Source organism: Pseudomonas poae RE*1-1-14 (assembly GCF_000336465.1).
Classification (GTDB): Bacteria; Pseudomonadota; Gammaproteobacteria; order Pseudomonadales; family Pseudomonadaceae; genus Aquipseudomonas; species Aquipseudomonas poae.
In genome coordinates, this window is the sequence record NC_020209.1 from 4,993,676 (window position 1) to 5,007,014 (window position 13,339).

Genomic DNA, 13,339 nt, shown 5'->3' on the forward strand with positions numbered 1-13,339 from the left:
TGCAGGGGGGGTAAAACTGCCAGTCCGGGAAAGCGTTTCCAAAGGTGGATATGTGTCCGAACAAGACTTTTTTGAGCGGTGGGCCGAGGACGTAAATGTTTATGCAGTGTTTAATTTCAGCCCTCGACCCCGTCGTTGCTGGCCGTGCCACCCAGCTCGTGAAACTATCCAGATTGACCGGCGAATGAACCTACTTCACGGACTCCTGCGTCTGACCCAAGTGAGCGAATCATTCACACGCTCGGTTAAGCCAATCCCTCGGCCCTCCACAATCAACTGTGGGAGGGGGCTTGCTCCCGATAGCGGTATGCCATTCACTAAATGTCCTGACTGACACGCTGCGATCAAAAGGAGCCCGCCACGCACATGCCCACCCCGGCTGCCTCACCCAGCGACGAATCGCTGCTGGCCCGCTACCGAACCGGTGACGCCGCCGCGTTCGAAGCGCTCTACGCACGTCACCGCCAGGGCCTTTACCGATTTCTCGTGGCCCTGTGCAACAAGGCCGAATTGGCCGAAGAGATCTATCAGGAAACCTGGCTGAGCCTGATCCGCAGCACCACCCAGCCACAGGGCCGCGCGAGTTTTCGTACCTGGCTGTTCCAGATTGCCCGCAACCGCCTGATCGATCACTGGCGCAAGCACGGCATCCACAGCCCGCTGCACGACAGCTACGACGAACAACTGCACGCCCAGCCCGCCCACGACGCCGGCCCCGAGCAGCAACTGAGCCTGAGCCGCGACCAGGCCCGCCTCGACGCCGCCCTGCAAGGCCTGCCCGACGACCAGCGCGAAGTCTTCCTGCTGCGCCTGCACGGCGACCTCGACGTACCGCAAATCGCCGCCCTCACCAACGCCCCGCTGGAAACCGTCAAAAGCCGCCTGCGCTACGCCCAGCAGAAACTGCGCCGCCTGCTGGGCGAGGAGATCACCGCATGACCGACAAACGCGCCAAACCGGATCCCGATGACCTGCTGCAGCACTATCGCCAACACAGCCCAGGCGAACCGCCTGCAGCCCTCGACGCCTTCATCCTCGACACCGCCCGACGTGAGGCCCCAGCGCCGCAGATGAGCGTGTGGCAGCGCTGGCGCAACATCTGTAAACAACCGCGCTGGCAAATGGCATTCGCCACGGTGGCCGGGCTGGCGTTGATGGTGGGTGTGGTGATGCGTGAGCCGGTTGCGCATAACGAAATATCTACCGCCACGTTTTCTGTGCAGGCACCGATGGCCCGGATTGCGATGGCGCCCAGGGATGAGCGCGCTGGGGCGATGGTGGGCCAATCTGCAGCCGAACGAATCACTAAACGCGCGCCAGTGCCAGGGCCTGCGTTGGAGGAGGGGTTGCGGGAGATTGTCGCGCTACGTGAGGCGGGAGAAAGCAGGGCGGCGGATGAGAAGCTGCTGGCGTTGCATGAGCGGTTTCCGCAGGAGGATTTGCCGGGATTGTTGGAGGGGGTGAGAAGGCGTTGATACGAAAAAGCCCCGGACCTTTCGGTTTGGGGCTTCTTCACTGACTTGGTTCCAGCGTCGTTTTGAACTGGAGGCTTTTGGTGCCGGTTTATAAGGGGCTGGGCTCGTGGTAAGTGAAGCCTATTAAGGGGACTGTCATAAATTTTGTGTTCGGGCATAACATGTTGATAGAGGTGCATGTATGCCGACCAAAAAGAAACCGGCCCGTGAGGCCCCGCGAGACCTTCCATCCATTCCCCAAGAGCTGATCGACCAGTTCGTCAGCGGCCCGATGAGTGCCGAAGCCATTCAGGATGCCTCGATGGCGTTCAAAAAGGCGCTGATCGAGCGAGCTCTTGGTGCCGAGTTGGGCCACCACCTTGGCTATCCTCAGGGCGCGGAGCGCCCTGAGGAATCGAGTAACCAGCGCAACGGCAAGAGCGGAAAAACGGTGCTAACCGATGACGGTCCGCTGCGTTTGGACATTCCCAGAGACCGTGATGGAAGCTTTGCTCCGATTCTGATCCCCAAACACGAACGGCGTTTTACCGGCTTCGATGACAAGATTATCGCGATGTATGCCCGAGGCATGACGGTTCGCGAAATCCGGGCGTTTCTCTCTGAACAGTACGGAACAGACGTCTCTCACGATTTCATCAGCTCCGTCACTGACGCAGTGTTGGAGGAGGTTACCGCCTGGCAACAGCGACCGCTTGAACCGATGTACCCGGTAATTTTCTTCGATGCATTGCGAGTCAAAATTCGCGACGAAGGCCTGGTTCGCAACAAAGCGATCTACTTGGCACTGGGAGTATTGCCGGACGGAACGCGAGATATTCTGGGCATTTGGATTGAAACAACCGAAGGCGCCAAATTTTGGATGAAGGTCTTTAACGACCTGAAAACCCGAGGCGTCGAAGACGTCTTGATCGCCGTAACTGACGGTCTCAAAGGCATGCCCGAAGCGCTGAGTGCTGTGTTTCCTGAGACGACGTTGCAGACCTGCATCGTCCACCTGATCCGTAACAGCCTCGATTACGCCCCGTGGGATAAGCGCCGTGAGCTGGCCAAGGCACTGAAACCGATCTATCAAGCACTTAATGCTGACGCCGCAGAACAAGCGCTACTGGCTTTCGAAGCCGGGCCTTGGGGTAAGCAATATCCGACAGTCGTATCGGCTTGGAAACGTGCTTGGGATCGAGTTATACCGTTCTTCGTGTTTCCCCCGGCAATACGCAAAGTGATCTACACAACCAATGCCATCGAGAGTATCAATGCCCAGTTGCGCAAGGTCATCAAAACGCGAGGCCACTTCCCAACGGATGAGGCCGCGACAAAGCTAATCTGGCTGGCATTACGAAATATCACCGCGAACTGGGGCAGTGCGGCTCATGATTGGAAGAACGCAATGAATCAATTTGCGATTCTGTACGGAGATCGATTTATCAGGCCGACCTGGTAAAGATAGGGCCTGCCTGACGGCAGGCCTTAACCGGCCCGAACACAAAAAATCTGACACTCTCCTATTGAATTTATTCATGTTGAATCCTTGTGGTTCCACCCCCACTAGCATCGCTACCGTGCTTTCGCGGACCTTATTAATTGGGTGAACCTGGAAATCGCAAGATGTATGTCATCTTGGGTATCTCCGTCCCACTCCTCAACCGTTTCCAACTCGGCTCGTAACCTGGCAATACGCTGTTCGATCTCTCCAATTTCAGAGGCTCCGCATTGCTTAGCGATTGCATGCCAATCCTCATCAGAGATTTTTTCCTGAACAGATAAGCCCGACTTGGCATTTTCCATCAGCTTCTGAAGGTTACTCATCTGTGGTCTCTGGCAGGTTGTGAAAAATTCGCTGGGGATCCTGAGAATATCTTGAGGACACGCGGCATGAAACCCGCAGGATCGTGGTAGCGGCAATCACACCAACTTACTGAAATTTCAATGTTGAAATTGAAAGGATCTTGAAGAAAAAAGAATATCGTTACGGTATTGGTAACGGAGATACTGTGATAGTTGGTAACCAGATGGGTATCGAGTCACGAGTTGAACGGTAATATACCGTTTACACCCCAGTCATCTAACAATGCGGGCAACAATATCGCTGCGGATGAGGCCTCCCGCCGCCAAGCCCTGAAGCTTTTTCACCAGCACTCCTCGCTCAATTTTCGACGTTACCGGGTCGACAATTTGATATTGACGATCGCACCACTGCTCAACTTGACGAAGCCAGAAAGCCTTCGCAACGGGCTCTGTGTCGAGCCGTTCTAACAGATATGCCACCTGTTGCCATCCCGGCTTTAATTGAAGTATCGCTTGGCGGCGGGTTGTCGACAGTTCACGCCAGTCCAGATCTAACTTTTCGTCTAATCCCGTGCGCACGGAGGTCCATGGTTGTTTGTCTAGCGCCGTCACCGCAGCGCGAAACACTTTGTCCGACGGATCATCAAGCGCCTCAAACAGTTCGGGCAATTGGTCATCCCCGAGCAGGCGCACAGCCGCATGCCGTACGGTGGAATAACTAGAACGTAGCGCTTCTGTCAGCCATCGCTCGTCGAGTTCGGCGTTAAGCTCTGCTGCCAGGCCAAGAACACCGAGCCAATCACGTTTCCCTGTGGGCACATCTTGGTTCACCCGTTCTGATAGCACCGCCAGTGTGTCGACGTTATTACGTGGTGCCTCAAAGCGTGCCAGGCTACGGATCGAGGGCGATGCATCCAGCAAGGCCTGGCGTAAAAGCTGTCTTGGATTGTCGAGCAATGGGAGCAGCGCTCGTAGTACGCAGACCCGCACTTTAGCTCCTGGCTGTGACAGGGCTTCAAGCAGCAATGGCGAAGCTTGCGCAACTGGCAGCTCCTGGCATGCAGACACGGCTGCTAGCCTTACGGTTAGCTCACGATGAGCCAGGGCGCTGCGGAGAAGGGCTTCTGGGGCGGTATTTTTTTCCAGCAAAAGCGCAAACAGATAGCGCGCAGCTTTTCCTTGTCGAGTAAGGAAATTTGCATAGACCTCACCTTGGATTTCGGGCGACTGTAGTACGTCGCATACGGATATTAACGTGGGGCCATGATCGGCTCTCTGCCGCGCAGCCAGCGCCATAAGAGGCTCCAGCGCAAATAACAACGCTTGAGTCTGCGAGGTCGACAGATAGTGATTCATGGCTACTAACGCCAAATCGCGAATCTGCGGAACCCAATCATTCAGCCGATTTATCAAAGCCACTAACGCTTCTGGAGACGGGTGGTTGGACAATTCCCTGACTGCGACTTCTCGAATGAAACCGTTGTAGTGGGTACTGAGTTCTACCCAGGTCTCTTTACTGTTGGCATTTTTAAGTAGTTCCAAGGCTTCATTGCGTCGATGTTCAGACCATGGGGAAGCAGGTACTTGTTTGTTCCTCAGTCTATCTAGCCACTTCGCTATGGTGGTCATGCTTCAACCTTTTCTATACGCCTGTGCGGGCGTTTTGATAGATGGTAACCAGACGGGGTGTTGACTTTTGGTGGTTACCGGCGTGGTTACCTGCAGCCCGACAAGGCGGCCAGCGAAACAGACGATTTGGTCTGAGTGACCATTTTAATTAGTTTAGAACGTACATGATGGGATACACGAGAGGAAGATATAGGGAGAGGCAAGGAGAGATAGCCAGAAACAAGAAAGCCCGCACGAGGCGGGCTTCTTCAGGTGTTTCGTAGACTGTCGTAGACAGGTCTAAACAGCTATATGGTGCACCCGGCGGGATTCGAACCCACGACCCCTGCCTTCGGAGGGCAGTACTCTATCCAGCTGAGCTACGGATGCTTGTGCGGGCGCCATCATACCCATGTCGACCTTGGGCGTCCATGCTGGGTTTGGCCGCTGGATCGTGGGAAACCTTCCCGCCAGGGCTCTGCATCGGGGGCCGGTGGTCGATGGGGTGGAACGCTGTTCGTCCACGCTGATCACACTTCCCGAACACGCAGGCGCTTTACGTTCTTTTTTTCGAACAGACTATTGCCCTGTACCCCCATTGCTCCTAGGATTCGTTTGAGATTTCAAACGCTCTGTCTCCCGTGCGCCGTTTCACTCACGTTGCGCGCTGGGGCTGATTTCCCTGACGGCAGCCCACAAGGCGCCTTTCTACAACTCTAATTCGCTCCGCGTGCGCGCGGTGCTGTTAAGGAAAGCCGACATGCAGCTCAAAGATACCCAGTTGTTCCGCCAACAAGCCTTTATCGACGGCGTTTGGGTCGACGCGGACAACGGTCAAACCATCAAGGTCAATAACCCGGCCACGGGCGAGATTCTCGGCAGTGTGCCGAAGATGGGCGCCGCGGAAACCCGCCGTGCCATCGAGGCCGCCGACAAGGCGCTGCCGGCCTGGCGTGCACTCACTGCCAAGGAGCGCGCGAACAAGCTGCGCCGTTGGTTCGAGCTGCTGATCGAAAACCAGGACGACCTCGCTCGCCTGATGACCCTTGAGCAGGGCAAGCCGCTGGCCGAAGCCAAGGGCGAAATCGTCTACGCCGCGTCCTTTATCGAGTGGTTTGCCGAAGAGGCCAAGCGCATCTACGGCGATGTGATTCCTGGCCACCAGCCCGACAAGCGCCTCATCGTGCTCAAGCAGCCGATCGGCGTGACCGCTGCCATCACCCCGTGGAACTTCCCCGCCGCGATGATCACCCGTAAGGCCGGCCCGGCCCTGGCCGCCGGTTGCACCATGGTGATCAAGCCGGCGTCGCAGACGCCGTTCTCGGCCCTGGCGCTGGTTGAGCTGGCGCACCGTGCCGGTATCCCGCAAGGGGTGCTGAGTGTGGTCACCGGCAGCGCCGGCGACATCGGCGGCGAGCTGACCAGCAACCCGATCGTGCGTAAATTGTCGTTCACCGGTTCCACCGAAATCGGTCGCCAGCTGATGGCTGAATGCGCCAAGGACATCAAGAAAGTGTCCCTGGAACTGGGCGGCAACGCGCCGTTTATCGTGTTCGATGACGCTGACCTGGACAAGGCCGTCGAAGGCGCGATCATCTCCAAGTACCGCAACAACGGTCAGACCTGCGTCTGCGCCAACCGCCTGTACATTCAGGATTCGGTGTACGACGCGTTCGCCGAAAAACTAAAAGTTGCCGTGGCCAAATTGAAGATCGGCAACGGTCTGGAAGATGGCACCACCACCGGCCCGCTGATCGACGAAAAAGCCGTGGCCAAGGTCAAGGAACACATCGCTGATGCCCTGAGCAAAGGCGCGAAGCTGTTGGCCGGTGGCAAGGCGATGGAAGGCAACTTCTTCGAGCCGACCATTCTGGTGGATGTGCCGAAAAACGCCGCCGTGGCGAAGGAAGAAACCTTCGGCCCGCTGGCGCCGCTGTTCCGTTTCAAAGACGAAGCCGAAGTGATCGCGATGTCCAACGACACCGAGTTCGGCCTGGCGTCCTACTTCTATGCCCGCGACCTGGGCCGTGTGTTCCGTGTGGCGGAAGCGCTGGAATACGGCATGGTCGGCGTCAACACCGGCTTGATCTCCAACGAAGTGGCGCCGTTCGGCGGCATCAAGGCGTCGGGCCTGGGCCGTGAAGGCTCCAAGTACGGGATCGAGGATTACCTGGAAATCAAATACCTCTGCCTGGGCATCTAAGCCCTGGTTTGGCATTGCAGCAGACGCAAAGGGCACGAGAGCGCTGACCCTTTGCGTGTTTCACACCGTTATTCGCAGTGGCCGGGAACGCTGTGGCAGTCGATCATCGCATGCTGCCGCCGTTGCCTCCCCGCCACGTATTCCTTGAGCCGCGCCACCCGATGAGTGGCGAATGAGGACTTTATGAGCAAGACCAACGCTTCCCTGATGAAACGCCGCGAAGCCGCTGTACCACGCGGTGTGGGCCAGATTCACCCGATCTTCGCCGAGTCCGCGAAGAACGCCACCGTAACCGACGTTGAAGGTCGCGAGTTCATCGACTTCGCCGGCGGTATCGCCGTGCTGAACACCGGCCACGTGCACCCGAAAATCATCGCGGCCGTGACCGAGCAACTGAACAAGCTGACGCACACCTGCTTCCAGGTGCTGGCGTACGAGCCGTACGTGGAGTTGTGCGAAAAAATCAACGCCAAGGTGCCGGGGGATTTCGACAAGAAAACCTTGCTGGTCACCACCGGTTCCGAAGCCGTTGAGAACGCCGTGAAGATCGCCCGCGCTGCCACCGGCCGTGCCGGCGTGATCGCCTTCACCGGCGCTTACCACGGCCGCACCATGATGACCCTGGGCCTCACCGGCAAAGTCGTGCCGTACTCGGCCGGCATGGGCCTGATGCCCGGCGGTGTGTTCCGCGCGCTGTTCCCGAACGAACTGCACGGCGTGAGCGACGACGACGCCATCGCCAGCATCGAGCGCATCTTCAAGAACGATGCCGAGCCGCGTGATATCGCCGCCATCATCATCGAGCCGGTGCAGGGTGAGGGCGGTTTCTACGTCGCGCCCAAGTCCTTCATGAAGCGTCTGCGCGAACTGTGCGACAAGCACGGCATCCTGCTGATCGCCGACGAAGTGCAAACCGGCGCTGGCCGTACCGGCACCTTCTTCGCCATGGAACAGATGGGCGTTGCCGCCGACCTGACCACCTTCGCCAAGTCCATCGCCGGCGGTTTCCCGCTGGCCGGTGTGTGCGGCAAGGCGCACTACATGGACGCCATCGCCCCAGGCGGCCTGGGCGGCACCTACGCCGGCAGCCCGATTGCCTGCGCGGCTGCGCTGGCGGTGATGGAGGTGTTCGAGGAAGAGCACCTGCTGGACCGTTGCAAAGCGGTGGGTGAGCGTTTGGTGAGCGGCCTCAAGGCGATCCAGGCCAAGTACCCGGTGATCGGTGAAGTGCGCGCCCTGGGCGCGATGATCGCGCTGGAACTGTTCGAAGACGGCGACAGCCACAAGCCGAACGCCGCAGCGGTCGCCGCCGTGGTGGCCAAGGCGCGGGACAAGGGCCTGATCCTGCTGTCCTGCGGCACCTACGGCAACGTGTTGCGCGTGCTGGTACCGCTGACCTCGCCGGACGAGCAACTGGACAAGGGCCTGGCGATCATCGAAGAGTGTTTCTCCGAGCTCTGACGCGATAGAAAAACCAGTGGGAGGGGGGCTTGCCCCCCTCTTATCAAACAAAAAACAGCTTGTTGATTTCAAAGCCTGAAATTTCAGGTAACCCCATCTCTGTGGCGAGCGGGCTTGCCCCGCGTTGGGGTGCGAAGCGCCCCCAATTCAGCAAAACGCGGTGTACCTGATACGGCTCAGCGCCTGGATTTGGGGCTGCTGCGCAGTCCAACGCAGGACAAGCCTGCTCGCCACAGGTTTGGCGAAGCCTCCCACTTTTATTTTGCGCCTGGCGTCAGTCGGCAATGACGCGGTTTTTGCCCAGGCGCTTGGCCTCGTACATGGCGGCGTCGGCGCGGGCGAACAGGCTGTCGAGGGTCGAGTCGCTTTCGCGCAGGCTCGCCAGGCCCTGGCTGACCGTCACGTTGAAGGCGCGGCCGTCATAACTGAAGCTCAGCGCCTGGATCTCTTTGCCCAGGCGCTGCGCCACTTGCAGCGCCATCTCCGGCGCGCAACCGGGCAGCACGGCGGCGAACTCTTCGCCTCCGATGCGTCCAAACAGGTCGCCACGGCGCAATACACCTCGGCCACTTTCGGCGATACGTCGCAGCACCTGATCGCCCTCCAGGTGGCCATACGTGTCGTTGATGTCCTTGAAGTCATCGATGTCCAGCAGCAGGAACGCCAGCGGCGCGCCCTGGGCAGAGGCGACGTCGAAGGCCTGGTTGGCGCATTCGAAAAAGTGCCGGCGGTTGCTGCTCTGGGTCAGTACGTCGGTAGTGGCCAGGCGGTGCAACTCCAGCTCCAACTGCTTCTTTTCGGTGATGTCCTCGGCGATGCCCACTACGATCAGCGGCTTGTCGGGCGCGGCCTGCTGGTTGATGTAGCACTTGTCACAGAGCCAGCGAATTTGCCCGTCGGCGGTGATGATGCGGTATTCACGGTCTTCCACGGCGCCAGTGGTCAGCACGCGGGCCAGGCTCTGTTCGGCGTAGTCGAGGTCTTCGGGGTGAATGCTGTTGCGCCATTCGCGGTGGTCGGCGAGCAGCAGGCTTGCCGCTCGTCCAAACACCCGCTCGTAGGCCGGGCTCACATAGAGCACGCGACGGGTTTCCCAGTCGACAGCCCACAGCACCGCATTCACGCTCACTAGCAACGAACTCAGCAACTGCTCGCGCTCACTCAGACGCTCGACTTCACCCTGGGCATGCATGAGTGCAAGCAGGGTGGCAGCCGCCGCCGGGTGGGGCGGTTCAGCAGTTGGAAGGTCAGGCGAAAGGGGCTTTTCGTGAACCATCGGCACAACTCTCTCTGGGCGCGCCGCAAGGTGGAGCAGCGGTCACAACAAGGGGCCACCATGATGGCGAAGTGTTCTTTGAGAGAGGGTAAATGCGTCGAAGTTCCATGAACGGCACGGATTGGCGGTGCCCGGAAAATGACGTCAGAAACAGGATAAGTGGGAGGGCCAGCCCTCCCACGGCACCGTCAGACCGTCGCCGGACGCAGCGAGTAGGTCTTCAATTGGTGGGCAAAATCGCGCAGTGACTGGATACCGCTGGCCTCGGCCTCGTGTACCCATTCCTTGATCGCCGCCAGCATGTCGTGACCGTTAGAGCTGGTCTTGACCCAGATCTGCTGCAGCGCCAGGCGCTTCTCGTAGATCACTTTCAGGGCCTGGCTGTGTTCCAGCAGGCTCTGGATACGCAGGTGATGGCGATCGTCCAGCAGGCTGGTTTCACGGGACAGCAGGCGCTTGGCGCGGTGGAATTGATGGCGCACCGAATGGTCGACCCTTGCCAGCTCCTGCTTGACCAGCGGGCCGATCACCAGCTTGCGGTACTGGGCCATGATCTGGAAGCGGTTGTTGAGGATCGCCATGGCGGTGTCCATGTCCAGATGGCCCTTGCCTTCGACACGGTGGGCAATTGGCGCAACCCGCTGCACCTTGGCCAGGCGCAGGAAGCTGAACACCTTGATCCAGGCCCAGCCCATGTCGAACTCCCACTTCTTCACCGAGAGTTTGGCCGAGTTGGGGTAGGTGTGATGGTTGTTATGCAGCTCTTCGCCGCCGACGATGATGCCCCACGGCACCAGGTTGGTGGCGGCGTCGCGGCATTCGAAGTTGCGATAGCCCACGGCATGCCCCAGGCCGTTGATAACGCCGGCGGCCCAGAACGGAATCCACATCATCTGGATCGCCCAGATGGTGATGCCGATGGTGCCGAACAGCAGCAGGTCGATCACGCCCATGATCGCCACGCCCAGCAGCGGGTAGGGCGTGTAGAGCTTGCGTTCGATCCAGTCGTCCGGGCAGTTCTTGCCGTAGATGCGCAGGGTCTCCGGGTTTTCCGCTTCGGCGCGGTACAGCTCCGCGCCCTTGCGCATTACGGTGGACAGGCCCTTGATCACCGGGCTGTGCGGGTCATCGACGGTTTCGCACTTGGCGTGATGCTTGCGGTGGATGGCGGTCCACTCGCGGGTGTTCTGCGCCGTGGTCAGCCACAGCCAGAGACGGAAGAAGTGTTTCAGGCCGGCATTGAGCTCCAGGGAGCGATGGGCTGAATAGCGATGCAGATAAACCGTGACCCCGACAATGGTCACGTGGGTCATCAACAGGGTGACTGCCACCAGTTGCCAGGCTGACAGATCAAGAAAACCGTTGTACCACATAGGCTGTATGGCCCTCAGATAAAGAAAAGAACAGCTCACGCATTATCACTAAGCCTACACAGAAAACCAGACACCCTTTCAGATAGAAGTGACTGGATGTTTCTTATTCTATAATCCGTAACCTTTGTAGGGCGATGCTGTTTTTTGGGTAAGGATTACTGGGCATATGCTGTTTTCGTTCCGAGGTGCCCTGTTGACGGGGCTGGTATACCTGTTGATTTCCATCGCGTGGCTGCTGTTCAGCCCCCTTTTATTGATCAACTTTCTCGATGAACCACGGGTATTGCAGTACGGCTTTCAGGTGAGCGCCTACCTATGGGTGGCGCTGAGTGCGCTGCTGATCTGCCTGATCTGCGCCCGCGCCGCCCGCGCCAACCGTCTGCTGCGACCCTTGAAGGAAAATCGCGAGCGACTGCGTCAGGCCGCCGCCGTCTTCGATTGCACCCGCGAAGGCGTATTGGTCACCGACAGCGAAGGCCAGATTGTGCATGTCAATCGAGCCTTTATCACCATCACCGGCTATGGCGGCGAGGAGGTCCTGGGGCGGCAGCCGAGTCTGTTCAAGTCCGGGCGCCATTCGTCGAATTTTTACCGGCAGATGTTTCAGACTCTCGAACAGGACGGTGAATGGAGCGGTGAAATCTGGAATCGGCGCAAAAGCGGTGAAATTTATCCACAGTGGCAAACCATCCGGGTCATCCATGACGACGACGGCCGCATTAGCCATTACGTCGCGGTGTTTTCCGACATCAGTGCCATCAAGGACTCCGAGCACGAATTGGCGCACCTGGCCCATCACGACCCGCTGACCGACCTGCCCAACCGCCTGCTGTTCAGCGACCGCGCCGAGCAGGCCCTGGCCTCGGCGCAGGTGCACAAACGCGGCTGTGCGTTGCTGCTGCTGGACCTGGACCACTTCAAGATCATCAATGACAGCCTTGGTCACAACGTCGGTGACCAACTGCTCAAACGCGTGGGCGAGCGGCTGGCGGGCCTGTTCGGTCCCGGCGTGACCCTGGCGCGCCTGGGCGGGGATGAGTTCGCCGTGCTGGCGGAACATTGTCCACAGGTGACCCAGGCGGTTGCCCTGGCGCAACGCATGCTCGAGGCGATGAAAGAACCGTTCGTGTTCGATGGCAACCAGCTGTTTATCAGCGCCAGCATTGGCATCAGCCTGTTCCCCGGCGATGCTCTGAGTGCCGAACAACTGCTGCGCAACGCCGATTCGGCGCTGTTCAAGGCCAAGAGCGCGGGCCGCGAAGGCTTTGCGCTGTACACCGAAGAGCTCACCGCCCACGCGCAAAACCGTGTGGAAATTGCCGGCGAGTTGCGCCGCGCCCTCGACGGCGACGAACTGCGCGTCTACTACCAGCCGGTGCACAACCTGCAGGACGGCCGCCTGATCGGTGTCGAAGCGCTGGTGCGCTGGCAGCACCCGGAGCGCGGCCTGGTGCCGCCCGGTGAATTCATCCCCATCGCCGAGCGTACCGGGCTGATTGCCGATATTGACGGATGGGTGATGATTCAGGCCTGTCGGCAGATGGGCCAATGGCTGGCCGAGGGCCGGCCGCTGGGGTTCATGGCGGTCAACGTCTCCAGCCGGCTGTTCGCCCGGCGCGAGCTGTACGAACACGTCGCCCGGGTGCTGCACGACACCGGCCTGGACCCGGCTTTCCTGGAGCTGGAGGTCACCGAAAGCGCGGTGATGGACGATCCGGACAGGGCTCTGGAGCAACTGCACCGTCTGCGCGAACTGGGCTTGCGCCTGGCCATCGATGACTTTGGCACCGGCTATTCCTCGCTGCTACGCCTCAAGCGCCTGCCGGTGCACAAGCTCAAGATCGACCAGGGGTTCGTCGCCGGGTTGCCGGGGGATGAAGATGACGTCGCCATCGTGCGCATGGTGGTCGCCCTGGCCAAAAGCATGGGCCTGCAGGTGCACGCCGAAGGCATCGAGCAGCTCGAGCAGGCGCGGTTTCTGCTGGCGCAGGCGTGCGATATGGGCCAGGGATATTGGTTTGGAAAGCCCAAGCCAGCCACAGACATTGAATGGTCCAACTCCCCCACGATTCGAGCTTGAAACACAGTCAACTGTGGGGGGCTTGCCCCCCGCCACAATTGCCTCTTCATCCGGCTTAAGTTTTAGTTATATAAACAT

At 59.3% G+C, this 13,339-nt stretch carries 10 protein-coding genes and 1 tRNA gene; 6 read left to right on the top strand and 5 right to left on the bottom strand.

What is annotated here, in order from left to right; genetic code table 11:
- Nucleotides 1-366: 366 nt before the first annotated feature.
- From H045_RS21955 to H045_RS21965, 3 genes are all read left to right on the top strand, one after another.
- Complete coding sequence (locus tag H045_RS21955) at nt 367-939, top strand: RNA polymerase sigma factor (protein WP_003238717.1); 573 nt, start codon at nt 367-369, stop codon at nt 937-939.
- A complete protein-coding gene (locus H045_RS21960) occupies nt 936-1,475 on the top strand; it encodes a hypothetical protein (RefSeq protein WP_015373472.1) in 540 nt (179 codons plus the stop codon). The genes H045_RS21955 and H045_RS21960 overlap by 4 nt, the downstream gene beginning before the upstream one ends.
- Before the next feature lie 181 nt (nt 1,476-1,656).
- Nucleotides 1,657-2,916, top strand: coding sequence for an IS256 family transposase (locus H045_RS21965; RefSeq protein ID WP_015372597.1), 1,260 nt, complete (start codon nt 1,657-1,659; stop codon nt 2,914-2,916).
- A 113-nt stretch (nt 2,917-3,029) separates the two neighbouring features.
- Here the strand turns inward: H045_RS21965 and H045_RS21970 are convergent, their stop codons facing one another.
- The 3 genes from H045_RS21970 to H045_RS21980 all read right to left on the bottom strand — a co-directional run bounded on the left by H045_RS21970 (nt 3,030) and on the right by H045_RS21980 (nt 5,258).
- Complete coding sequence (locus H045_RS21970; protein WP_015373473.1) at nt 3,030-3,281, bottom strand: hypothetical protein; 252 nt, start codon at nt 3,279-3,281, stop codon at nt 3,030-3,032.
- A 252-nt stretch (nt 3,282-3,533) separates the two neighbouring features.
- Nucleotides 3,534-4,889: a PBS lyase gene (locus H045_RS21975; RefSeq protein ID WP_049818598.1), complete on the bottom strand. Its 1,356-nt coding sequence runs from the start codon at nt 4,887-4,889 to the stop codon at nt 3,534-3,536.
- Between the two features lie 292 nt (nt 4,890-5,181).
- Nucleotides 5,182-5,258, bottom strand: a tRNA-Arg gene (locus tag H045_RS21980).
- A 370-nt stretch (nt 5,259-5,628) separates the two neighbouring features.
- Between H045_RS21980 and gabD the strand changes: the two genes are divergently transcribed.
- Nucleotides 5,629-7,071: an NADP-dependent succinate-semialdehyde dehydrogenase gene (gabD, locus tag H045_RS21985; RefSeq protein ID WP_015373475.1), complete on the top strand. Its 1,443-nt coding sequence runs from the start codon at nt 5,629-5,631 to the stop codon at nt 7,069-7,071.
- A 183-nt stretch (nt 7,072-7,254) separates the two neighbouring features.
- Nucleotides 7,255-8,532, top strand: a complete 1,278-nt coding sequence (gabT, locus tag H045_RS21990) for a 4-aminobutyrate--2-oxoglutarate transaminase (protein WP_015373476.1) — start codon at nt 7,255-7,257, stop codon at nt 8,530-8,532.
- 274 nt (nt 8,533-8,806) lie between these two features.
- Here gabT and H045_RS21995 read toward each other — a convergent pair whose 3' ends face one another.
- Both H045_RS21995 and desA read right to left on the bottom strand, forming a co-directional pair.
- A complete protein-coding gene (locus tag H045_RS21995) occupies nt 8,807-9,808 on the bottom strand; it encodes a GGDEF domain-containing protein (RefSeq protein WP_003238726.1) in 1,002 nt (333 codons plus the stop codon).
- Between the two features lie 188 nt (nt 9,809-9,996).
- Nucleotides 9,997-11,181: a delta-9 fatty acid desaturase DesA gene (gene desA, locus H045_RS22000; RefSeq protein ID WP_003238729.1), complete on the bottom strand. Its 1,185-nt coding sequence runs from the start codon at nt 11,179-11,181 to the stop codon at nt 9,997-9,999.
- Nucleotides 11,182-11,347: 166 nt separating this feature from the next.
- Here desA and dibA point away from each other — a divergent pair, with 166 nt between their 5' ends.
- Complete coding sequence (gene dibA, locus H045_RS22005; protein ID WP_015373477.1) at nt 11,348-13,261, top strand: phosphodiesterase DibA; 1,914 nt, start codon at nt 11,348-11,350, stop codon at nt 13,259-13,261.
- Nucleotides 13,262-13,339 lie beyond the last annotated feature (78 nt).

Bases quoted from the DNA above. Each gene is read 5' to 3' on its own strand.
- H045_RS21955 (WP_003238717.1), top strand. From the start codon at position 367: ATGCCCACCCCGGCTGCCTCACCCAGCGACGAATCGCTGCTGGCCCGC.
- H045_RS21960 (WP_015373472.1), top strand. From the start codon at position 936: ATGACCGACAAACGCGCCAAACCGGATCCCGATGACCTGCTGCAGCAC.
- H045_RS21965 (WP_015372597.1), top strand. From the start codon at position 1,657: ATGCCGACCAAAAAGAAACCGGCCCGTGAGGCCCCGCGAGACCTTCCA.
- H045_RS21970 (WP_015373473.1), bottom strand. From the start codon at position 3,281: ATGAGTAACCTTCAGAAGCTGATGGAAAATGCCAAGTCGGGCTTATCT.
- H045_RS21975 (WP_049818598.1), bottom strand. From the start codon at position 4,889: ATGACCACCATAGCGAAGTGGCTAGATAGACTGAGGAACAAACAAGTA.
- gabD (WP_015373475.1), top strand. From the start codon at position 5,629: ATGCAGCTCAAAGATACCCAGTTGTTCCGCCAACAAGCCTTTATCGAC.
- gabT (WP_015373476.1), top strand. From the start codon at position 7,255: ATGAGCAAGACCAACGCTTCCCTGATGAAACGCCGCGAAGCCGCTGTA.
- H045_RS21995 (WP_003238726.1), bottom strand. From the start codon at position 9,808: ATGGTTCACGAAAAGCCCCTTTCGCCTGACCTTCCAACTGCTGAACCG.
- desA (WP_003238729.1), bottom strand. From the start codon at position 11,181: ATGTGGTACAACGGTTTTCTTGATCTGTCAGCCTGGCAACTGGTGGCA.
- dibA (WP_015373477.1), top strand. From the start codon at position 11,348: ATGCTGTTTTCGTTCCGAGGTGCCCTGTTGACGGGGCTGGTATACCTG.